19 protein-coding genes are annotated in these 21,763 nt (G+C 32.0%); 9 read left to right on the forward strand and 10 right to left on the reverse strand.

The window, feature by feature from the left end; genetic code table 11:
* The first annotated feature begins 68 nt into the window (after positions 1-68).
* Positions 69-2,480, forward strand: coding sequence for a thiamine pyrophosphate-dependent enzyme (locus tag ACEQT4_RS12070; RefSeq protein WP_370227990.1), 2,412 nt, complete (start codon positions 69-71; stop codon positions 2,478-2,480).
* 71 nt (positions 2,481-2,551) lie between these two features.
* Here ACEQT4_RS12070 and ACEQT4_RS12075 read toward each other — a convergent pair whose 3' ends face one another.
* Positions 2,552-3,382 carry an alpha/beta fold hydrolase gene (locus ACEQT4_RS12075; RefSeq protein WP_370227992.1) on the reverse strand — a complete coding sequence of 277 codons (831 nt, stop codon included), beginning with the start codon at positions 3,380-3,382 and terminating at the stop codon, positions 2,552-2,554.
* A 147-nt stretch (positions 3,383-3,529) separates the two neighbouring features.
* On the opposite strand from ACEQT4_RS12075, the gene ACEQT4_RS12080 reads away from it, so the two are divergent.
* Positions 3,530-3,796 (forward strand): DUF202 domain-containing protein, encoded by a 267-nt coding sequence (locus ACEQT4_RS12080; RefSeq protein WP_370227994.1) that lies wholly within the window; start codon positions 3,530-3,532, stop codon positions 3,794-3,796.
* A complete protein-coding gene (locus ACEQT4_RS12085) occupies positions 3,797-4,270 on the forward strand; it encodes a hypothetical protein (RefSeq protein WP_027879760.1) in 474 nt (157 codons plus the stop codon). It abuts the gene before it with no gap.
* An 84-nt stretch (positions 4,271-4,354) separates the two neighbouring features.
* Here the strand turns inward: ACEQT4_RS12085 and ACEQT4_RS12090 are convergent, their stop codons facing one another.
* The 3 genes from ACEQT4_RS12090 to holA all read right to left on the reverse strand — a co-directional run bounded on the left by ACEQT4_RS12090 (position 4,355) and on the right by holA (position 6,444).
* Complete coding sequence (locus ACEQT4_RS12090) at positions 4,355-4,915, reverse strand: type 1 glutamine amidotransferase domain-containing protein (RefSeq protein ID WP_370227996.1); 561 nt, start codon at positions 4,913-4,915, stop codon at positions 4,355-4,357.
* A 162-nt stretch (positions 4,916-5,077) separates the two neighbouring features.
* Entirely contained in the window at positions 5,078-5,440 is a 363-nt protein-coding gene (locus tag ACEQT4_RS12095; RefSeq protein ID WP_370227998.1) for a cupin domain-containing protein, read from the reverse strand.
* Complete coding sequence (holA, locus tag ACEQT4_RS12100) at positions 5,440-6,444, reverse strand: DNA polymerase III subunit delta (RefSeq protein WP_370228000.1); 1,005 nt, start codon at positions 6,442-6,444, stop codon at positions 5,440-5,442. The genes ACEQT4_RS12095 and holA overlap by 1 nt, the downstream gene beginning before the upstream one ends.
* Positions 6,445-6,540: 96 nt before the next feature.
* Between holA and ACEQT4_RS12105 the strand changes: the two genes are divergently transcribed.
* The 3 genes from ACEQT4_RS12105 (at position 6,541) to ACEQT4_RS12115 (ending at position 8,986) form a co-directional block, all read left to right on the forward strand.
* The gene (locus tag ACEQT4_RS12105) at positions 6,541-6,990 is read left to right on the forward strand and encodes a type I restriction enzyme HsdR N-terminal domain-containing protein (RefSeq protein WP_370228002.1); all 450 of its coding nucleotides are present in this window, start codon (positions 6,541-6,543) and stop codon (positions 6,988-6,990) included.
* A gap of 47 nt (positions 6,991-7,037) precedes the next feature.
* A complete protein-coding gene (locus ACEQT4_RS12110; RefSeq protein ID WP_370228088.1) occupies positions 7,038-8,027 on the forward strand; it encodes a glycosyltransferase family 2 protein in 990 nt (329 codons plus the stop codon).
* A gap of 95 nt (positions 8,028-8,122) precedes the next feature.
* Positions 8,123-8,986 carry an OmpA family protein gene (locus tag ACEQT4_RS12115; protein WP_027879754.1) on the forward strand — a complete coding sequence of 288 codons (864 nt, stop codon included), beginning with the start codon at positions 8,123-8,125 and terminating at the stop codon, positions 8,984-8,986.
* A 61-nt stretch (positions 8,987-9,047) separates the two neighbouring features.
* Here the strand turns inward: ACEQT4_RS12115 and ACEQT4_RS12120 are convergent, their stop codons facing one another.
* The 4 genes from ACEQT4_RS12120 to ACEQT4_RS12135 form a co-directional block, all read right to left on the reverse strand.
* Positions 9,048-9,392 (reverse strand): VOC family protein, encoded by a 345-nt coding sequence (locus ACEQT4_RS12120; RefSeq protein ID WP_370228004.1) that lies wholly within the window; start codon positions 9,390-9,392, stop codon positions 9,048-9,050.
* 147 nt (positions 9,393-9,539) lie between these two features.
* Positions 9,540-10,160 (reverse strand): L-threonylcarbamoyladenylate synthase, encoded by a 621-nt coding sequence (locus ACEQT4_RS12125; protein ID WP_370228006.1) that lies wholly within the window; start codon positions 10,158-10,160, stop codon positions 9,540-9,542.
* A gap of 109 nt (positions 10,161-10,269) precedes the next feature.
* Complete coding sequence (locus ACEQT4_RS12130; protein ID WP_370228008.1) at positions 10,270-12,609, reverse strand: ATP-dependent helicase; 2,340 nt, start codon at positions 12,607-12,609, stop codon at positions 10,270-10,272.
* A gap of 75 nt (positions 12,610-12,684) precedes the next feature.
* Entirely contained in the window at positions 12,685-14,235 is a 1,551-nt protein-coding gene (locus ACEQT4_RS12135; RefSeq protein WP_370228010.1) for a hypothetical protein, read from the reverse strand.
* Between the two features lie 113 nt (positions 14,236-14,348).
* Between ACEQT4_RS12135 and ACEQT4_RS12140 the strand changes: the two genes are divergently transcribed.
* Together ACEQT4_RS12140 and ACEQT4_RS12145 are read left to right on the forward strand one after the other, a co-directional pair.
* A complete protein-coding gene (locus ACEQT4_RS12140) occupies positions 14,349-15,902 on the forward strand; it encodes an FMN-binding glutamate synthase family protein (protein WP_027879749.1) in 1,554 nt (517 codons plus the stop codon).
* An 88-nt stretch (positions 15,903-15,990) separates the two neighbouring features.
* Positions 15,991-16,509: a hypothetical protein gene (locus tag ACEQT4_RS12145; protein WP_223076497.1), complete on the forward strand. Its 519-nt coding sequence runs from the start codon at positions 15,991-15,993 to the stop codon at positions 16,507-16,509.
* 3 nt (positions 16,510-16,512) lie between these two features.
* Here the strand turns inward: ACEQT4_RS12145 and ACEQT4_RS12150 are convergent, their stop codons facing one another.
* On the reverse strand, positions 16,513-17,445 hold the full coding sequence (locus tag ACEQT4_RS12150) for a patatin family protein (protein WP_223076496.1): 933 nt from the start codon (positions 17,443-17,445) through the stop codon (positions 16,513-16,515).
* Positions 17,446-17,469: 24 nt separating this feature from the next.
* Positions 17,470-19,536 carry a M1 family metallopeptidase gene (locus ACEQT4_RS12155; protein ID WP_370228012.1) on the reverse strand — a complete coding sequence of 689 codons (2,067 nt, stop codon included), beginning with the start codon at positions 19,534-19,536 and terminating at the stop codon, positions 17,470-17,472.
* Between the two features lie 83 nt (positions 19,537-19,619).
* On the opposite strand from ACEQT4_RS12155, the gene recG reads away from it, so the two are divergent.
* Entirely contained in the window at positions 19,620-21,758 is a 2,139-nt protein-coding gene (gene recG / locus ACEQT4_RS12160) for an ATP-dependent DNA helicase RecG (protein WP_370228014.1), read from the forward strand.
* Positions 21,759-21,763: the final 5 nt, after the last annotated feature.

The following is a 21,763-nucleotide window of genomic DNA, read 5'->3' on the forward strand; positions in this document are numbered from 1 at the left end:
TTAAGATAATCACACATTGCAAAAATCAGATTTAATACCTATTTTTGCAAGTAACTTATTCCTATATTATGCAAGCAAAAACTAACACAAAAAAAGACCTTTCTTTTGAAGACTTTAAAACAGAAGTCCTTAACGATTATAAAGTAGCTGTAACCAGTAGAGAATGTAGCTTACTTGGTCGTAGAGAAGTGTTGACTGGTAAAGCAAAATTCGGGATTTTTGGTGACGGTAAAGAAGTACCTCAACTAGCATTAGCTAAAGCTTTTAAAAATGGTGATTTTAGATCTGGATACTATCGTGACCAAACATTTATGATGGCTATCGGAGAGCTAAACATAGAACAATTTTTTGCTGGTTTGTATGCTAATACAGATCTTAAAGAAGAGCCTATGAGTGCTGGTAGACAAATGGGTGGACATTTTACCACACATAGCTTAGATGAAAACGGAAACTGGAAAGATTTAACCAAACAAAAAAATTCAAGTTCAGATATCTCTCCTACTGCCGGACAAATGCCAAGATTATTAGGATTAGCACAAGCTTCTAAAATATACAGAAATGTAGACGGTATAGATGCTGCAAAATTTTCTAATAAAGGTAATGAAGTTGCTTGGGGAACCATTGGTAACGCAAGTACAAGTGAAGGTTTATTTTTTGAAACCATTAATGCTGCAGGAGTTTTACAAGTACCAATGGTAATTAGTGTTTGGGATGATGAATACGGAATTTCTGTTCATGCAAAACATCAAACTACAAAAGAAAATATATCTGAAATTTTAAAAGGATTTCAACGCGATAAAGACAATGAAGGTTATGAGATTTTACGCGTAAAAGGTTGGGATTACGTTAACCTAATCGAAACCTATGAAATGGCAGGAAAAATTGCAAGAGAAGAGCACGTTCCTGTCCTTATCCATGTACTAGAATTAACTCAACCTCAAGGTCACTCGACTTCAGGGTCTCATGAGCGTTACAAATCTCAAGACCGTTTGTCTTGGGAAAGAGAACATGATTGCAACGTAAAAATGCGTGAATGGATGATTGCTCATAACATTGCAACAGAAGATGAGCTTGAAACCCTTGAAAAGAACATAAAAAAGCAAGTAAGAGATGGTAAAAAAGCAGCTTGGACAAGCTACTTAAAACCAATTCTTGAAGAAAAAACAGAAGTCATTTCATTATTAACACAATTAGCAACAACTAGTTCTAATAAAGTTTTTATTGAAAAACTTACTAACGAGCTTAAAGATATAAAAGAACCTAACCGTAAAGACGTTATTTCTTCAGCTAGAAAAGCTTTACGTTATGTAATATCTGAAGAAAGCGAAGCTAAGAACCAATTACTAAATTGGATAGAGAATTACTTTGCCAAAATTCAACCAAAATATAGCTCTGATCTTTTAAATGAAACAGAAACAGCTGCTATTCATGTAAAAGAAGTAAAACCAACTTACGATGATAATCCAGAGCAAGTAGATGGTCGTGTAGTAATACGTGATAATTTTGATGCTATTTTTAATAAATATCCTGAAACATTAATTTTTGGTGAAGATTCTGGTAATATTGGTGATGTAAACCAAGGTTTAGAAGGTTTACAAGAAAAATATGGCGAATTACGCGTAGCAGACGCTGGTATTAGAGAAGCAACAATTGTAGGGCAAGGTATTGGTATGGCTATGCGCGGTTTACGTCCTATTGCAGAAATTCAATATCTAGACTACATAATGTATGCGCTACAAATTATTAGTGACGATTTAGCTACAGTAAGATACAGAACAAAATCTACACAAAAAGCACCTTTAATTGTACGTACTCGAGGACACAGATTAGAAGGTATTTGGCATTCTGGATCACAAATGGGTGGTATTTTAAATCTAGTTAGAGGCGTACATGTTTTAGTACCAAGAAATATGACTAAAGCAGCTGGTTTTTATAACACGTTATTAGAAAGTGATGAACCAGCAATAATTGTAGAATGTCTAAACGGATATCGTTTAAAAGAACCTATGCCAAATAATATAGGTGAATTTAAAACACCTTTAGGTGTTGTAGAAACTGTTAAAGAAGGAACCGATATTACACTAGTTTCTTATGGCTCTACACTAAGAATTGTTGAGCAAGCAGCTAAAGAGTTGTTAGAAGTTGGTATTGATGCAGAAATTATTGATGTACAATCTTTATTGCCTTTTGACTTAAATCAAGATATCGTAAAAAGTGTAGCAAAAACAAATCGCCTAATGGTTATTGATGAAGATATGCCAGGCGGAGCATCTGCATACATTTTAGATCAAATTATAAATAAACAAGGCGCTTTTAAATACTTAGATAGCGTACCAAAAACATTAGCAGCAAAACCTCATAGACCAGCTTATGGTACAGATGGCGATTATTTTTCAAAACCATCTGTTGAAGATGTTTTTGAAGCTATTTATGATGTAATGCATGAGTCTAATCCTACTAATTTCCCTAAATTAAGGTAGGTAATTTTAAGTTTTAATTAAAAAAAGCGCATCTTTATTAGATGCGCTTTTTGTTTTAATATATACTAAGTTTATTCTTCTAAAAATTTAATTAAAAGATTATTCAATTCTTCTTTGTGCGTTATATTTAATCCATGAGGAGCATCTTTGATGATATGAAAAGTATTATTTACAATTCCTTTTGCTGCTTGTTTTGCAGAAGTTTCTATTGGCACAGTATTATCAGTATCTCCATGAATGATTAATGTTGGTACATCTACATTTTTTAATTCGTCTCTAAAGTCAGTATGCATCCATGCTTTGGCTGCTTCAATTGTACCACGTGGCGATGCATGAGACGCTACTATAAAGTCATAGTCTAATTGCGCTTGACTAATTTTATCTTTATTTTCTTCATAATTATAAAATCCTTTAGAGAATTCTTTTAAAAAACCTACACGGTCATTTTCTAAAGCGTCCTTGATTCCTAATAAATCCTTTTCTGTTACTCCAGTTGGATTGTCATCTTTTTGTTTTACTAAAGGAATTATACTACTGATTAATGCAGCTTTTGCAATTTTATCAGTTCCGTAATCAGTACAATATCTAACTACTTCTCCTCCACCCATAGAAAAACCAACAATAATCGCGTCTTCTAATTCTAATTGTGTAATAATTTCATTTAAATCACTAGCTAATGAAGAGTAATCATATCCATTCCATGGGAAAGAACTAATCCCAAATCCACGTCTATCATAAGATATACAACGGTAACCTGCTTCAACAATTTTCCAAACTTGATGTTCCCAAGATTTTCTGCTTAGTGGCCAACCATGAATTAAAATAACTGGCTGTCCTTCTCCATAATCTTCATAAAAAATATCAACGATTTCTTCTGTATTTTCATTTGTAATAAAAGGCATAATTAAAATTTTAATTGGTTTACTTAAAGTTACATTTTTAAAGACCTTTTGATGTTAAACTAGTGATAAACTATTCTTTTTATTATGTTAAAGCTAAAAAAAAGAGTAATAATTATTTAATACCTTTAACCTAAATTATATTAAATTATGAGCATTACTAAAAACGATCTAACTACAAGAGATTGGCTAGCTATAGAACGTACTAAACTAGCAAACGAAAGGACTTTTTTAGCTTATTTTAGGACCTTTTTAGTCATTTTAGGTACCGGTATAACTATTTTAAAAATTGAACTTTTTGAAGACTTAAAAACCTTTGGTGTTGTTTTAATCGCTATTGCTCCTATCATATTATTAATTGGTATTTTTAGACTTTTTAGGGTTAAAAACACCATTAGAAAACACTATAAAATATAAATGAAATCTGCTACCGTTGCGAACATACGTAAAGAATTAAAACATAAATCTAACGACGAACTTGCCGAGCTTTGTCTACGTTTATCTAGATTTAAAAAAGAAAATAAAGAACTACTTACCTACTTACTTTTTGAAGCAGATTACGAAGCTGGTTATATTGAAACTGTAAAAGCTGAAATTGATGAACAGTTTGACCAAATTAACACCAATAGCTTTTTTTACATAAAGAAAAGCGTTCGCAAAATTTTACGTAATACTAAAAAATACATCAGGTATTCGCTTAACAAAGAAACTGAAGTCGAACTCCTTTTATATTTCTGTCAAAAATTAAAAGCTATGACGCCTTCAATATCTAGAAACACGACATTAACCAATCTTTACAACAGAAATATTTTAGCAATTAAAAAGAAAGTAAAAAATCTACATGAAGATTTACAATATGATTATAACCTAGAATTAGAAGACCTTAAATAACTACTTTCTTTTACTAACCTTAATTATTGGACATAAAAAAAGCGAACTTAAAAGTTCGCTTTTTTATTGATATTTACTTACTTATTATGCAGTTTGCATTTGATGTTTACCTTCGTAAACTTCTTCAATTAATTTTTTATTAAATGCTGGTAAGTCATTAGGATTTCTACTAGTTACTAATCCTTCATCTACTACTACTTCACTATCTTCCCATTTTGCTCCTGCATTAACCAAATCTCTTTTTATTGAATTAAAAGATGTAATTTTTCTACCTTGTAAAACACCTGCTTCGGCTAACAACCATGGTGCATGACAAATAGCTCCTACTGGTTTTTTATTTGCAAAAAATGATTTTACAAATCGTATGGCATCTTCGTTACGTCTTAAAACATCTGGATTAATTACTCCTCCTGGTAACATTAGCGCATCATAATTTTCTTGAGATGCTTCATCAATGGTTTTATCTACTTCATATTCATTACTCCAATTTCCATCTTGCCATCCTTTAATTTTTCCTAAATTTTCTGATACAATATGTACATCTGCACCAGCTTCTTTTAAAGCATTCATTGGTTCTTTCAACTCGCTTTCTTCAAATCCATTGGTTGCTAAAATCGCAACTTTCTTTCTATCTAAATTTTCCATTTTTGATTGTTTTTTTGTGATTAATAATTCTTTTTCGGTATCTAAATTACTAAAAATGAATACTAAACAAGAAAATAAAAATTGGTTTAACCGGACTTTAATACTTAATGTTAAAGAATATGTTTGTTGTGTTAAAAACAGAGTGAAATGTTAAAGACTTTATTACTTAGACTCTATAATTAAATAGACAGAAGTACTATCTCCTACATTTAATACCTCGTGCTGTGTTATTTTGGTTTTACTCCAAGTTGTTCCTGTAGGCACTTTAATAGTTTTTGTTCCCGAAGTATCTGTAATTTTAAAAGTGCCTCCTTTTAAGGTATAACCAAAATGTGGATTGTGATAATGTTTTTGATGCCCAACACCTGGTGGAAAGGTACACTTTAATATGCGTTGCTCTTTAGTATCTTGCAACACTTCGCACACTTTTTTACCATTCCATCCAGCTTCTAAAGGATCTGGAAGGGTTTGTGTTGTTTTGCATGAAAACAAAGAAATTATTAATATAAAAGTAAAGTATTTCATTAATTTAAAATCTTAACTAATAATTCCTTTAGTAAATCACCTTGCGGTACAGCATTACTATTTACACCTTTACTTTTAACATCAAACTCTCTAAGTAAGGCAACTACTTGACTTACTTTTCGCATTGGGAAGTTTCTTGCAGCATCCAAATATTCGTTTACAAAATAAGGATTAACTCGTAATGCACTTGCCACACTACGCGGATTTCTATCTTTCATTCCGTGTAGTTGTAGTAATTGAGAAAAGAAATTAAAGAGCAAAGCAACCGTAACAACCATTGGATTATCCTTTGGATTATCTGCAAAGTATTGTACAATTTTAAATGCTTTTACGCTATCTCTTGCACCTATTGCTTTTCTAAGCTCAAAATTGTTGTAATCCTTACTAATCCCAATATTTTCTTCGATATGCTCTGGCGTAATTTGTGTGTTTTTAGGTAAAACTATTTGAAGTTTTTCAAGTTCGTTATTAATTTTACCTAAATCTGTCCCCAAAAATTCAACTAACAGTTGAGAGGCTTTTGGCGTAATAGTGTAACCTTTAGGTGATAAAACACGTTTAATCCAATCTGGTACTTGGTTATCGTATAGTTTTTTACTTTCAAAAACAACACCAGATTTTTTTATCGCCTTATAAACTGCTTTACGTTTATCTACTGTTTTGTATTTATAACAAAGCACCAAAACGGTTGATGGCTGCGGGTTTTTAGCATAATCATCCAACTTATCAAACGTACGTGATAAATCTTGCGCTTCTTTTACAATAACCACTTGGCGTTCTGCCATCATAGGAAAACGCTTTGCATTGCTCACAATATCTTCTACTGCTACATCACGACCGTACAAAATCATCTGGTTAAAACCACGTTCTTCTTCTGCAAGAACAGTTTGTTCTATAAATTCTGAAATTTTATCAATATAATAAGGCTCTTCACCCATTAGTAAATAAATGGGTTTGATATTTCCGTTTTTTATATCTGTTACCAGTTGTTTGACGTCGTCCACAAGCTTAAAATTGCAAGTTTAAAATTCCAAAAACATGACATGGAATTTGCTTTTTTATTATTGTACCTTAACTTTGAAATAAATTAAACAGCGTTAATGCTAGACCTCAATTTTCCAAAGTTTTCGTTTCGTTTCAAAAATAGCGAAAATAAAGTATCTATCTTTGATGTGATACGTAAAAAATTTATCGTTTTACAACCTGAAGAATGGGTAAGACAGCATTGTATTCATTATTTAATTGACGTTAAAAATTACCCGATTTCTTTAATTAATGTTGAAAAAGAACTGAAGGTAAACGACTTAAAAAAGCGTTACGACATTGTTGTTTTTAACACCGACGGAAGCATTAAGTTGATTGTTGAATGTAAAGCGCCTAAGATTAAAATAAGCCAAGATACTTTTGATCAAATTGCGCGTTATAACTTAACGCTAAATGCAGACTATTTAATGGTGACCAATGGTATAAATCATTATTATTGCAAAATGGATTTTGAGGCTGAACACTATCAGTTTTTAAGAGATATTCCAGAATATAGTCAGCAGTAAACAGTACGCAGTTGGCTGTATTAGAAAACAAATAAACACATCAACAAATATTGAAAATAGCAGTTGTCATATTAAATTGGAACGGAAAAGCACTTTTAGAGCTGTTTTTGCCTTCTGTTATTGATTATTCTAAAGACGCAACTATTTATGTAGCAGATAATGCTTCTACTGATAGTTCTATTGCTTTTGTAAAAGATCAGTTTCCTAATGTAAAAATCATAGAAAACAAAATTAATGGTGGATACGCTAAAGGCTACAATGATGCATTACAATTTGTAGACGAAGATATTTTCTGTCTTCTTAACAGCGACATTGAAGTCACTCCAAATTGGCTTGACCCAATACTTGACACTTTTAACACTGAAACTGAAACAGCAATTATTCAGCCAAAAATTTTAGATTACAAAGACAAAACTAAATTTGAATATGCTGGCGCTGCTGGTGGTTTTATTGATAAATACGGCTATCCCTTTTGTAGAGGTCGTATTTTTGATACTATAGAAGTTGACACAAATCAATATCAAAGCAAAAACATTTTTTGGGCATCTGGCGCCTGCTTTTTTATAAGAAAAGAAGTTTTTAAACAATTAAATGGTTTTGACGAAAGCTTTTTTGCCCATCAAGAAGAAATTGATCTATGTTGGCGTGCATTTAATTTAAACTACAAAACAAAATATGTTTCAGGAAGCACTGTGTATCATGTTGGCGGTGCAACGTTAAGCGCAGCAAATCCTAAAAAAACGTATCTAAATTTTAGAAATAGTTTATTTACTTTAACCAAAAACGCTAAAGGAAATTTGTTTTTGATAATCTTAGTTAGATTAATTTTGGATGGTATTGCCGGATTAAGATTCTTATTACAACTAAAGTTTAATCATTTCTTAGCCGTTTTAAAAGCTCATTTTTCATTTTATGCCAAATTAAAAACTCTTTTAAGGCAACGTAAAAACTTAACCCAACAAGCAGGATATTTCTCTATAAAATCTATTGTTTATCAATATTTCATTAAAAAGAGATCTACTTTTTCAAAACTTTAAATCTTTTAGCAAAAGTTTTGTTAAACCTAATTTTAACATTTTAAATATTTATACTTTTGGTGTGTATAAATTTAATTTTATTCAATCCATAAATTATGAAGAAACTAATATTATTTAGTGCAAGTGCACTACTGTTACTAAGCTCATGTGTATCTAAAAAAGAATACGCTGCATTAGAAGCAAAACATAAAGAAACACAAGATTTATTAAACACAGCTACAGTTAAACTAAACTCTTGTTTAGCAGATAAAGCTGCAGAGTTAGCAAGAGTTAAAGAGTTACAAGATCGTTTAGCCGATATGAAAGCTAATAACGAAGCTTTAATACAAAGCACTAAAGACATGACTGTTTTAACAACAAAAGGTGCAGAAAACTTAGAAAAATCTTTAGAAAGCTTAAAAGAAAAGGATTTAAAAATCTCTAGACTACAAGACGCGTTAACTAAAAAAGACAGTGTTACACTAGCTTTAGTAACAAGTTTAAAGAAAGAAGTTGGTCTTAATGACGAAGACATTGAAATTAATGTAGAAAAAAGCGTAGTATTTATCTCTTTATCAGATAAATTATTATTTAAAAGCGGAAGCTACAACATTACCGACCGTGCAAAAGAAATCTTAGGTAAAGTAGCAACAGTAATTAATGGTAAGCCAAACTTTGAAGCTATGGTAGAAGGACATACAGACAATGTACCATACAGAAAAGGCGTATTGTTAGATAACTGGGACTTAAGTGTAAAACGTAGTACCTCTATCGTAAGAGCTTTACAAGAATTAGGTGTTAAGCCAGAACAATTAATTGCTGCTGGACGTGGTGACCATTTACCTTTAGTACCAAATGATACTGCTGAAAACAGAGCGACTAACAGAAGAACAAAGATTTATATCTTACCAAAAATTGATCAGTTTTACAAAATGATTGAAGAAGAAATGAAGACATTATCTGAAGAAGAAGGTAACTAATCATTTTCTTATAAAATATATTGAAAGCTCAACTTTAGGTTGGGCTTTTTTTATGGATTAATTATTCACTCCAAATAGCTAGCTCATTACCCGAAGGATCTAAAAATTGAAAGCGCTTTCCGCCAGGAAAAGAAAATATATCTACAGAAATTGTCGCGCCTAATTGAATTAGTTTTGATTTAATACTTTCTAAATCGTTATGATACAAAACCACTAATGCACCATTTACAATTGGTTGTTTTGTTTTTTCAAAACCACCATCTAGTCCGCTAGATTCAAAAGCTATATAACTATCGCCATAATCTGTAAATTGCCAACCAAAAGCGTTGCTGTAAAAGGTTTTTGTAGCTTCTAGATTGGTTGCTTTTAATTCGATGTAGTTAATGTGGTTATTGGTTGGTTTCATTTTTTATTTTAGTTTATTTTCTACGATTAAAGAAAATTCAATATCATAAAACTACTTCTCGATACAATTTACTCATACTTCGTAAATCACTCGAAGTGAAATATTTAAAATAGATAGCTAGGCAAAACTTTTTCTAAACAACAAATACTAAAAAATCTCTAAACTACCTTTTCCTTCTCTAACAATTAAAGGTTCTTCTTTAGATAAATCGACAACTGTAGATGCTTGATTATCTCCATAACCACCATCAATAACTAAATCTACTAAGTTGTCCCATTTTTCTAGAATTAACTCTGGATCTGTTGTGTATTCTATAATTTCGTCTTCATCTCTAATAGATGTTGAGACAATAGGGTTACCTAAAAGTTTTACAATTTCTAAAGCAATATTATTATTAGGTACACGTATACCAACTTCTTTTTTCTTTTTAAATGCAGCTGGTAAGGTTTTAGAACCTGGTAAAATAAAGGTATAAGGTCCAGGTAAAGCGCGTTTTAAAATTTTAAAGGTTTTTGTGTCTATTTGCTTAACATAATCTGATAGATTACTTAAGTCGTGACAAATAAATGAGAAGTTTGCTTTATCCAGTTTTACGCCTTTTATACGTGCAACTTTTTCTAGTGCTTTTGTATTTGTGATATCGCATCCTAAACCATAAACAGTATCTGTTGGATATATTATTAAACCTCCTTTTTTTAATACCTCTACTACTTGCTTAATCGCTTTTGGATTTGGGTTTTCTTCGTATATTCTAATAATATTTGCCATTTGTTTTATTATTAAATTAAAACTTCTCGATACATTTTGATAATACCTCACAAAACACTCGAAGAGACGTTACTCTTCAAACTTTTAGACTTTGAACTTTGAACTAAAGTTACCCTATTACATCTAATTTTGCAAAACGTAACAACAGCTTTTTAACGCCAGCAACTTCAAATTTAATTTCTGCTTTGGTATCGGTTCCTTTTCCTTCTATTTTTAAGACTTCTCCTTTTCCAAATCGCATATGACTTACAATATTACCAACAGCTAAATTACCATCAAACAAGTTAGTACTTGGCACATCGTTTTTACCTAAAGCATCTACTTTTTTAAGGTTTTTAGGTGTTGATGGTGTAAACTTTTCTGGTGCTTTCTTTTCTTTCTTTTTAAACTTAGGTTGGATTGGCTTTTTAAACCTAACCTTATTTGGTTCTACATCTCCAAAAATATCTGCAGATAACATTGGATTGATACGTCTTTCTTCTTTTGGAGTAATATTTTCTATAAACTGATCGTCTATTTCTTCTATAAATCTACTTGGTTCTGAGTCTACTAATTTTCCCCAACGGTAACGTGATAAAGCATAAGTTAAATAGGCTTGTTTTTCGGCTCTAGTTAAGGCTACGTAAAACAGTCTTCGCTCCTCTTCCAACTCGCTACGCGTATTCATACTCATAGCACTTGGGAATAAATCTTCCTCTAAACCTACTACAAATACATTGTTAAACTCTAGACCTTTTGCAAGGTGAATGGTCATTAATGCCACAACATCATCATCTCCTTTTTCGTTATCTAAATCTGTAGCTAATGCAACATCTTCTAAAAACTCGGCTAAATCACCTTTGGCATCTGCTAATTCTTGCTGTCCTTCAACAAAATCTTTAACACCGTTTAGCAATTCTTCAACGTTTTCTAGTCTTGTTACACCTTCTGGAGTTCCGTCTTTATTAAACTCGCGCATTAGACCACTAGATTTTACAACGTGTTCTGCAAGTTCAAAAGCGGTAGCTGTTTGATTCATCACTTGATAACTTTCAATTAAAGTCACAAAATCACGAAGTTTATTTTTGGTACCGTTATTTATATTTACTTGAACTGTGTCTATTTCTTTTAAAATTTCCCAGATGGTTTTTCCTAAACCGTTGGCTGCAACCACTAAACGATCTATAGTCGTTTGACCAATACCTCTTCCTGGATAATTGATAATTCGTTTTAAAGCTTCTTCATCTGAAGGGTTTAAAATCAAACGTAAGTAAGACAATACGTCTTTAATTTCTTTACGTTGATAGAAACTTAGACCGCCATAAATTCTGTACGGAATATTTCGTTTACGTAACGCGTCTTCCATTGCTCTAGATTGCGCATTGGTACGATATAAAATGGCAAAATCGCTATTGTTTAGTTGCTGATTCATTTTGGTTTCCCAAATGGTGCTTGCTACATAACGACCTTCGTCACCATCGGTTAAACTTCGATGCACTTTTACTTTTGGTCCTTCTTCATTAGCTGTCCAAACTACTTTATCTAACTTAGTTTGGTTATGATCAATCACTGAATTTGCTGCACCAACAATATTTTTTGTAGAACGGTAATTTTGTTCTAATCTGTACAATTTTACATTATCATAATCACGCTGGAAATTAAGAATGTTATTAATATTTGCACCACGAAAGGCATAAATACTCTGCGCATCATCACCAACTACACATATATTTTGAAAACGATCTGCCAACGCACGTACAATTAAATACTGACTATGGTTTGTATCCTGATACTCGTCTACCAAAATGTATCTAAATTTATCTTGGTATTTTGCTAAAACGGTTGGGAAACGTGTTAAAAGCTCGTTTGTACGCAATAATAAATCATCAAAATCCATAGCACCAGCTTTAAAACAACGATCTACATATGCTTTATAAATATTACCCATTTGTGGTCGCCTTGCCATAGCATCTGCTTCCATCAATTCTGGATTGTTAAAGTAGGCTTTTACAGTAATTAAACTGTTTTTGTAAGATGAAATCCTGCTGTAAACTTGTTTAGTTTTATACAGGTCTTTATCTAAATTCATCTCTTTGATAATTGACCCTAGAAGTTTTTGAGAATCTTGTGTATCGTAAATTGTAAAATTACTCGGAAAACCTAAATGATGACCTTCTACTCTTAAAATACGTGCAAAAACGGAGTGAAATGTACCCATCCAAAGATTTTTAGCTTCACTTTCGCCAACAATTTGAGCAATACGCTCTTTCATTTCGCGTGCAGCTTTATTGGTAAATGTTAATGCTAAAATACTAAAGGAGTCAACGCCTTTATGCATTAAGTAAGCTATACGATACGTTAATACTCTTGTTTTACCAGAACCTGCACCAGCAATAATAATCATTGGTCCATCTACTTGTATTGTTGGTTCTAATTGCGCGTCGTTAAGTTGAGAAAGATACTTTTCCAAGGGTAAAAATTTTTGTTGTAAAAATAACCATACCACTTGGTTTTACTAAAGGTTTTTATCAATAATTATAAACAATTACAGCATAGCTTCTTTAAGTCCAGCTCTTATATTAACCCATATAAAATTAAAAACCGACTTATGTTTAACGCGTTGTATATTTTTAGCTGTTGCTTTTCTAAAATTATCTGATTGATCATTACTGTTATTTGATACAAATAGATTTATTAAACCTGACAAAAACTTATTTTTTTCTTCGCCATTTTCTTTTAAAACAATTACATCAAAATTTTCATATTTAGTTTTTAAATCAATATTTGAAACATCAGAGTTTCCATTTATTGTAAAGTAAGTTTTCTGTAGTTGACCATCTAATCTTATATTTAAATTAGGCTCCATAAATTGGTTTAGTTGACTTGCATTTAAAACTCCTATATCTGCTTTAAAAACAAATTGATCTAATTGGTTATTAACGTCAAAATCCCAACTAACTTTTAAATTGGAATTATCCATAAATGTAGAGGTAACATCGATTTTTGTAGTACCCAAATCAGTAAAAGCATTACCTAAATGACTAATGTTTGCGTTTAGATTGGTAAATTTTATTTGACCAGCAGGCTTATCTTGTTTCACCTTTTCTTCATAAGTGATAAAAGCATTTTTAATTTGCACATTTTTTACTTTTAAATCGAAATTTAAATCTCTTAATTGCTTACTGTACATAGGTTTTACAGACAAATCATCTGCTACTAACTTATCTCTATAAATGTTGAAATTTGGCTGCTTTATAACTACATTCTCTGTTGTAAAACTAAAAATACTATCATTTTTAAAGTTTGTTGCAAAGTCATTTACTTCAATCTCTTCAACATTTAAATCATAGTAATCACGTTCTACTTTTAAGTGTTTAGAAAGTTCTTGCTTTTCATATTTTGTTTTGATATTTAAATCGGTAAACGTTGCGTTGTTTTTATGGACTTCAATTTTATTTACAGTCAAGTTTTCAAAATCGTTTAATACATAAAACATATTGTTGGTTGACAATTTAAACTCTTCAAATCTAAAAGGAACTTTAGCATTAGATGTATTTGCATTAAAAACAATATTTGATGTAGATAAGTTTAATTGTTCTGATTTAAAAAGTACAGCTTCTGTATTAAAATCAAAAATTTCAACATTGGCATTTTCTACAGAAAAAGTTTCAATATAAATAGGACTTTTAACCTGACTTTTTATTTGAGTATTAAAATCTTCAGAAGATACTTGTTTATTATAAAAATGAGTGATTTTTGGAGATTTTACGTTTATATTTTCAACATCAATTGTATTGTTTTTCCAATAATTCCAATAACTAAAATCTTCAATAGATAGTGTTTTAAATTCTAACTGCGTGTTTATTTTTTCGGTAGTTTTTCCTTTTATCGTAAGTAAAGCTTCTTGTATATTAAAATCGCCATTCAACAAGTCTAAATCTATAGATTTATATTGCAACTCAATGTGTTCTGGTAGATTAGACAAATAGTTTTCAACTTTATTTAAAATACTAGTTTTAGTAATAAAATAGCCAACAATCAATACGATTATTGATAAAATTACGATTAATCCGGTTTTTTTGGTTTTTGTGGTCATATACTAAAGATAATATTTAGAATGTGTAACCTTTCAATTTTATAATTATATTAACTTAACAGAAATATTAGCATTGTAATTTTACTATTTTTGAAAAAACAACTTATAAATTCATGGATACACTATTAAGTTTTCTTTCTAACATCTCTTGGTGGATGTGGATAATTATAGCGCTTGCTTTAATCGCTGTACGCGATATTATTCAACGTAAACATACCATAAGTCATAACTTTCCTGTTGTTGGTCATATTAGGTATATGCTAGAAAGTATTGGTCCAGAGTTAAGACAATATCTTGTCGCTAATAACCGAGAAGAGCTACCATTTAATCGTATAGAACGCGGTTGGGTTTATGCGTCTTCAAAAAACGAAAACAACTATGAAGGTTTTGGTACCGATAGAGATATTTATGCGCATCAGCATATTTTTATAAATAATGCAATGCTTCCTTATAAATTAGAAGATAATCATCCAAATAAAAAAGACAACCATTTTTTACCATGCGCAAAGGTTATGGGGCAATATAATAATCGTAAACGACCATACAGACCTGCATCTGTAATTAACGTATCTGCGATGAGTTTTGGATCTTTATCTGCAAAAGCTATAGAATCCTTAAATAAAGGTGTAAAAATAGCTGATGCATATCATAACACAGGTGAAGGTGGTTTATCACCATATCATAAACATGGTGGTGATGTTGTATTTCATTTTGGTACAGGATATTTTGGCGTTAGAGATGATGATGGAAATTTTTCTATGGAAAAACTTAAAAAACTAGTTCAAGATAATCCGTTTATAAGAGCAATAGAAGTAAAACTATCACAAGGAGCAAAACCAGGAAAAGGTGGTGTTTTACCTGGCAGCAAAATCACTAAAGAAATATCTGAAATTAGACACGTGCCAATGGGTAAAGATGTATTATCTCCACCAAATCATTCGGCTTTTAATACAATACCTGAGTTAGTCGAATTTGTAGAAGCAATTGCACAAGAAACTGGCTTGCCTGTTGGTATAAAAGCTGCTATTGGTAAACTTGGACAATGGGAAGAACTTGCAGATTATATGAAAGCCAACAATAAAGGTCCAGATTTTATTACTGTTGATGGTGGCGAAGGTGGTACTGGTGCTGCACCACCAAGTTTTGCAGACCACGTATCTTTACCATGGGTTTATGCTTTTGGTGATTTATATAAATTATTTAAGGACAAAGGATTAACAGAGCGAATTGTATTTATTGGTAGTGGCAAATTAGGGTTTCCTGCAAAAGCAGCTATGGCATTCGCCATGGGCGCAGACTGTATTAATGTAGCACGTGAAGCAATGATGAGTATTGGTTGTATACAAGCACAAGTTTGTCATACCAATCGTTGTCCAGCAGGTGTTGCAACACAAAACAAATGGCTACAACGTGGTATTGATGTGCCTTTAAAAAGCGAACGTTTAGCGCAATACTTTAATACCTTTAAAAAAGAATTTTTAGAAATTACTCATGCTGCAGGTTATGAACATCCTTGTCAATTTAAAATGAATGATGTTGAAGTTAACGTAGATGACCACAACTTAAGCAAAGAGCTTGACAGCACCTATAAATACCATAAAGTTGAAGTTCCTTTTAGCGGCATGCAGAGTTTAAAAGATTGTCCTCATTTAGGTGGTATTGCTTAAAATTAATATAATCCATAAATATAAAATCAAGTTACTTGTACAATAAATCGAAACACATTAAGTTTGTTGTATAAACCAAAAAACAACCATGGAAGATCAAATCTTAACCCTACTATTGTATTGTATACCTGCTTTAATCACGGGTATTGTTGCTTACTTATTTTTTAGAGAATACTTTAACAATGAATTTGAGCGCAGAAAATATGAAGTAGCTAAAGAGCTTAATAAACAATCTTTACCGATACGATTACAAGCTTACGAACGTTTAACATTGTTCTTAGAACGTATCTCTCCAAATAAATTATTACTACGTGTTGCTCCTGTAGGTAACAATAAAGAAGACTACGAAACTTTATTAATAAAAAATATCGAGCAAGAGTTTGAGCACAACCTAGCACAGCAAATCTACTTTAGTGATAATTGTTGGAGTGTGATTAATGCATCTAAAAGCGCAACAGTGCAATTAATTAGAAAAGTCGCTATGAGCGAAAAAATTGATAATGCAGATAAACTTCGTGAAGCTATCTTAAACGAAATGCTAGACAAACCAGCACCAAGCAATGCAGGTTTACACTATATTAAAAAAGAAGTATCTGAAATCTGGTAAGAGTTAAGACTCTATTTCGTCCTTAAACTTTTCACTTTGATCCATCGGTTGCCCTATAGCATGTTTGGACTCAGCGTAATGATACCCTTGTTGCCACCAGGTTTCCATTAATTGTTTATTAAAGATTAATGAGTTTTCGGTAAGTTTTGTTGGTGTAAAATATAGATTAAGCTTTACATTTCTATGTTTTGCTGCTAATCGTCCTATTGCGATATCGCCTTTTTCTACTTGATCAGACAAATGTCCAAATAAGTTAATCATTAAAGAAAACGGATTTTTACCTAAAACCTTGTTATACTCTAAGTTTTCACTTTCTAAAATAATCGCATCTACTTCGGTTGCACCTCTTAAAATAGCTTCTCTTATTGGCACAACACAAGCCAATCCACCATCTGCATACTCAAAACCATCTTTAGTTGCTAAAGACATAAACGGTACTAAATTGCACGAAATCCAAATCCAGTCACAAAACTCTTCATAACTAAAGTCTTTAATAGACTTATACTCTGCTCTATTTTTAGATAAATTAGTTACCGTAACAATCACATCTTCTTTAGTAGCACGAATACGATCATATTCTTCTTTAGTAAAATTCTCTTTAATATTCTTTCTTAAATTTTTACTTTCTCCAAAGGTTCTCTTACGTTTAATAAACTGCAAAACAGTATTAAAATAATTAATAGATACGTATTCTCTATCACCTTTTTTCTTGACTACAAATGGGTTAATATTAAAAATAGAATGCTGATTAACATGCGTATAAATATCATACAGCTTACCAATATCATGCGCTGCCAAATGCGGAATTAACAAACTACCGGTAGATGTGCCCAAATACATATCATAATCTCTACCTTCTTGCTCTATCAAATATTGCGCGACGCCACCTGCAAACGCACCTTTACTTCCGCCACCAGAAATTACTAAAGCTTTCAAATTTAATCTTGTATTTGGTTACTATTATTTTTGCAAATTACTAATTATTGATTGATATCTATCGTCTTCAGATAATTTTTCTAATAACGATTTAGCAAAACTTTTAAATCGCCAATTATGATGTTTTGAAGCTTCAATTAAGTGTTTTAAAGCATCTTCATTAAACACACCAATACTAGACAAATAACCAAATGCGTTTTGACGCAAACTAAACGGTTGCTTTGGATTGGTATAACTTACCAATTCCTCAAAAAAATCTTGTTTTTTATCTGTTTGAAATTCTGGTGTTGCCAAAGCCAATGTTAACCATAACGTACGCACATTGTAATCGTTAAATCCATAAATAGATTGTGTTTGCTCTAAATATTTATTTCGCTTTCGCGGAAAATTTGCCCAAAGATTATACAAAGCAGCTTCAATGGTGACATACGACTGATCGTTTAATAAGGTTTCATAATCCTGCTGAAAGTCTTCCGGAATTTCGGACATGTTTAATGCTAATATTTGTCTTAAGTGAAGATTTTTAGACGCAAACGCTTCTTTTACCAAATCGTTGTAAGTTGGATAGTCTGGTTTAGACAACGCCTCTTTTAATACTGCAACTTGCATTGGAAAAAATCCTTCTGGTAATTGCGTCACCAAACTTGATGGTATATAATCATCATCATCGGTTCTATATGTTAAATACGGATGCTCTTCGATAGTTAATAAAAACGCAGACGTTTCGTTAGATTGTAATGCGTTTGTCATCTCATTAATTGGCAACGTTTTATTTTTCAACCAAACTTGTACAAAATTAGACAAGCCCATTTTGGAAGCTTTTTCAACTTCACTTATAAAATCATTAGTCTCTACATTACCGTAAGCATGCTTGTTTAAATAACGTTTAACAGCTATTTTAAAAGCCTTATCGCCTACTTTTTCTCTTAGCATATGCAAAACCCAAGCACCTTTTTTATAAAACGTCGTACTGCTAGATTTTGGATCCTGTAATGCTGTACTTTGTCCAGCTTGTTCTTGTGCTTCTAATTCTTTTAAATATTGGTATAATTGCCAATAGTAATAATCGTCACCAAAAATATCACGCTCTGCTAACAGCGCGTAATACGTAGCAAATCCTTCTTGTAGCCAATGGTGTATTCCTGAAGTTTCGGTAACCAAATCGCCAAACCATTGGTGAGCTAACTCATGCGCATTAACATTGACGTAGTTTTTATCTACAAAACCAACCTCATCAATCATAAAATCGTCTGAAAAAATCGTACAGCTTGTGTTTTCCATACCAGAATACAAAAAGTCTTTTACAGGAACTTGCTTGTAGTTTTGCCAAGTATATTGTACGCCTATTTCGTCTTCTAAAAAATCAAACATCTGCTTTGTGTAACGATACGTTGGTTCTACTTTTGCAGAATCTTCTGGATAGTAATACAATTGGATAGGAATACCGCTTTTTGAAGTGATTTCTTTTTTATCGTATTTGCCAATAGCTAAAGCAACAAGGTAACTTGACATTGGTTGTTGCATATCGTAATGCCAAGTAATTGTTGATTCATTGATTTGTTTTTCTGTTAGTTTTCCATTGGCAACAACGGTATAATCTTTATCATAAGTGATGTTTAAATCAAACTCAATCTTATCATTCATATCATCTATACTTGGCAACCAATTGCTAGTGTATTTACCTTGACCTTGTGTCCAAACTTGTGAATATTCTTCTTTTTCGACAAAATACATAGCTTTTTTAGGAGTCATTCCATAATCTAAATGCAGCTTGTATTTTTTGTTCTTTTTAAAATTATGTATTATAAAAATTTTATTATCAGAATTGAAAATTTTTGCTCTATAGTCAGGCTCTTTAGATTCTTCGCTGTACAGATGCCAATCTCTAACTCTTGTATTAATCGCATCTAAAAATATTGTATCTGTCTTTTTTTTAATTTGAAAATCAATAGCAATATGTCCTGTAATAACATTTTCATAACCTCTATGCATAATGTTTGCTTTGATTCTTTTAAAATCTACAACATCCGTTTGTTGGGCAGTTACAAGGCAACTAAAAAATGTAAAAAGAAGTAATAGGTAATATCTCATAGTTTGTTTTTATCAAGGACTAGACCAAAATACGTAAAATTTAGAGTTTCATCTTTCAAGTTAAAGATTTATCTTCGTTGCTTATGAGTACCAACTTACAAACTCCTATAGATTATTTAAAAGGCGTAGGACCAAATCGTGCAGATTTACTACGTAAAGAGTTAGGTATTCATACGTATCAAGATCTAATCAACCTGTTTCCTAATCGATATTTAGACCGAACGCAGTACTATAAAATTAATCAGTTGCAACCTAATGCTAGCGAAGTTCAAATTGTTGGTAAAATTATCAAGTTTGAAGAAGTTGCGCAAAAAAGAGGCAAACGATTAGTCGCTACATTTAAAGATGAAACTGGCACTATGGAACTAGTTTGGTTTAGAGGTCAAAAATGGATTAGAGAAAGTTTAAAAATAAATACACCTTACGTTATTTTTGGTAAAACAAATTTGTTTGCAAACAAGTTTAGCATGCCTCATCCGGACATCGAATTATTGTCCGAACATCAAGCAAATTTGCGTAGCAATATGCAAGCTATTTATCCCTCTACAGAGAAACTTTCTAACAAAGGAATTAGCAATCGTGTGATGACAAAAATCATGCAAAATTTGTTCTTAGAAACGAAGGGGAAATTTGCCGAAACTTTGTCTAAAAATTTGCTAAAAGAAAACCAATTAATTTCTAAATATGAAGCTTTATTCAATATCCATTTTCCGCAAAATCAAGAAGCACTTTCTAAAGCAAAATTTAGGTTAAAATTTGAAGAATTATTTTACATTCAATTGCAATTAATTTTAAAAAATTTAATCAATAAAAAGAAGATAAAAGGATTGCCTTTTGATAAAGTTGGAGAACACTTTAACAACTTTTACAAACACCATTTACCGTTCGAATTAACCAATGCACAAAAGCGTGTATTGAAAGAAATTCGCTCAGATTTAGGTAGTCATGCGCAAATGAACCGCTTATTGCAAGGAGATGTTGGTTCTGGAAAGACCATAGTCGCGCTAATGTCAGTGTTAATGGCACTTGACAACGGTTACCAAGCCTGCTTAATGGCGCCAACTGAAATTTTGTCAGTCCAGCACTATAACGGATTAGTTGAGTTGTGTAAAGATTTGAAAATCAGAATTAAACTACTTACAGGTTCAAGTAAAGCTTCAGAACGAAAAGAAATCCATAATTTGCTAGAAAATGGCGAATTAGACCTCTTAATTGGCACACATGCATTGCTTGAAGATAAGGTGAAATTTAAAAATTTAGGACTCGCAATTATTGACGAGCAACATCGATTTGGAGTTAAGCAACGTTCTAAATTATGGAAAAAAGGTCCGTCCATAATTTTAGAAAATGGCGAACAATCTGCTCCTATTCCACCGCATATTTTGGTGATGACGGCAACACCAATTCCGCGTACTTTAGCCATGTCAATTTATGGTGATTTAGACATCTCGATTATCGACGAATTACCACCTGGAAGACAAGCCATAAAAACCGTTCATCGATACGATAATAATCGACTAAAAGTGTTCCGATTTATACGTGATGAAATAGCTAAAGGAAGACAAGTTTATATCGTCTATCCTTTGATACAAGAAAGCGCCCAAATGGACTATAAAGATCTAATGGATGGATACGAAAGTATCGCTAGAGATTTCCCTGCGCCTAAGTATCAAATTTCGATTGTTCATGGACAGATGAAACCTGCCGATAAGGATTTTGAAATGCAACGTTTTGCTAAAGGCGAAACTCAAATTATGGTCGCTACAACGGTCATAGAAGTTGGTGTAAATGTGCCAAACGCTTCTGTAATGATTATTGAAAGTGCCGAGCGTTTTGGCTTATCGCAATTACACCAATTACGTGGTCGTGTTGGTCGTGGCGCAGCACAAAGTTATTGTATCCTAATGACTAGCCACAAACTATCAGAAAACAGTAAAACACGCATCCAAACCATGTGTCAAACCAACGATGGTTTTGAAATTGCCGAAGTGGACTTAAAACTTCGTGGTCCAGGAGATATTATGGGCACACAACAAAGTGGTGTACTTAACTTGCGCATTGCTGATGTGGTAAAAGACAGTAATATTTTACAACACGCTCGTTATTGGGCTAAACAACTACTAAGCAAAGATCCAAGCTTATCACATCCAGAAAATGCGGTTATTTTAAACACCTATCGTCAAATGGCTAAGTTTAAAAACATCTGGAATTATATATCCTAACACCA

The organism is Mesoflavibacter sp. (assembly GCF_964226795.1).
Classification (GTDB): domain Bacteria; phylum Bacteroidota; class Bacteroidia; order Flavobacteriales; family Flavobacteriaceae; genus Mesoflavibacter; species Mesoflavibacter zeaxanthinifaciens.

Excerpts from the sequence above, each read along its gene's own strand:
- ACEQT4_RS12080 (WP_370227994.1), top strand. The coding sequence starts at position 3,530 with ATGAGCATTACTAAAAACGATCTAACTACAAGAGATTGGCTAGCTATA.
- ACEQT4_RS12070 (WP_370227990.1), top strand. The coding sequence starts at position 69 with ATGCAAGCAAAAACTAACACAAAAAAAGACCTTTCTTTTGAAGACTTT.
- ACEQT4_RS12115 (WP_027879754.1), top strand. The coding sequence starts at position 8,123 with ATGAAGAAACTAATATTATTTAGTGCAAGTGCACTACTGTTACTAAGC.
- ACEQT4_RS12125 (WP_370228006.1), bottom strand. The coding sequence starts at position 10,160 with ATGGCAAATATTATTAGAATATACGAAGAAAACCCAAATCCAAAAGCG.
- ACEQT4_RS12075 (WP_370227992.1), bottom strand. The coding sequence starts at position 3,382 with ATGCCTTTTATTACAAATGAAAATACAGAAGAAATCGTTGATATTTTT.
- ACEQT4_RS12090 (WP_370227996.1), bottom strand. The coding sequence starts at position 4,915 with ATGGAAAATTTAGATAGAAAGAAAGTTGCGATTTTAGCAACCAATGGA.
- ACEQT4_RS12155 (WP_370228012.1), bottom strand. The coding sequence starts at position 19,536 with ATGAGATATTACCTATTACTTCTTTTTACATTTTTTAGTTGCCTTGTA.
- ACEQT4_RS12105 (WP_370228002.1), top strand. The coding sequence starts at position 6,541 with ATGCTAGACCTCAATTTTCCAAAGTTTTCGTTTCGTTTCAAAAATAGC.
- recG (WP_370228014.1), top strand. The coding sequence starts at position 19,620 with ATGAGTACCAACTTACAAACTCCTATAGATTATTTAAAAGGCGTAGGA.
- ACEQT4_RS12120 (WP_370228004.1), bottom strand. The coding sequence starts at position 9,392 with ATGAAACCAACCAATAACCACATTAACTACATCGAATTAAAAGCAACC.
- ACEQT4_RS12145 (WP_223076497.1), top strand. The coding sequence starts at position 15,991 with ATGGAAGATCAAATCTTAACCCTACTATTGTATTGTATACCTGCTTTA.
- ACEQT4_RS12085 (WP_027879760.1), top strand. The coding sequence starts at position 3,797 with ATGAAATCTGCTACCGTTGCGAACATACGTAAAGAATTAAAACATAAA.
- ACEQT4_RS12095 (WP_370227998.1), bottom strand. The coding sequence starts at position 5,440 with ATGAAATACTTTACTTTTATATTAATAATTTCTTTGTTTTCATGCAAA.
- ACEQT4_RS12135 (WP_370228010.1), bottom strand. The coding sequence starts at position 14,235 with ATGACCACAAAAACCAAAAAAACCGGATTAATCGTAATTTTATCAATA.
- ACEQT4_RS12140 (WP_027879749.1), top strand. The coding sequence starts at position 14,349 with ATGGATACACTATTAAGTTTTCTTTCTAACATCTCTTGGTGGATGTGG.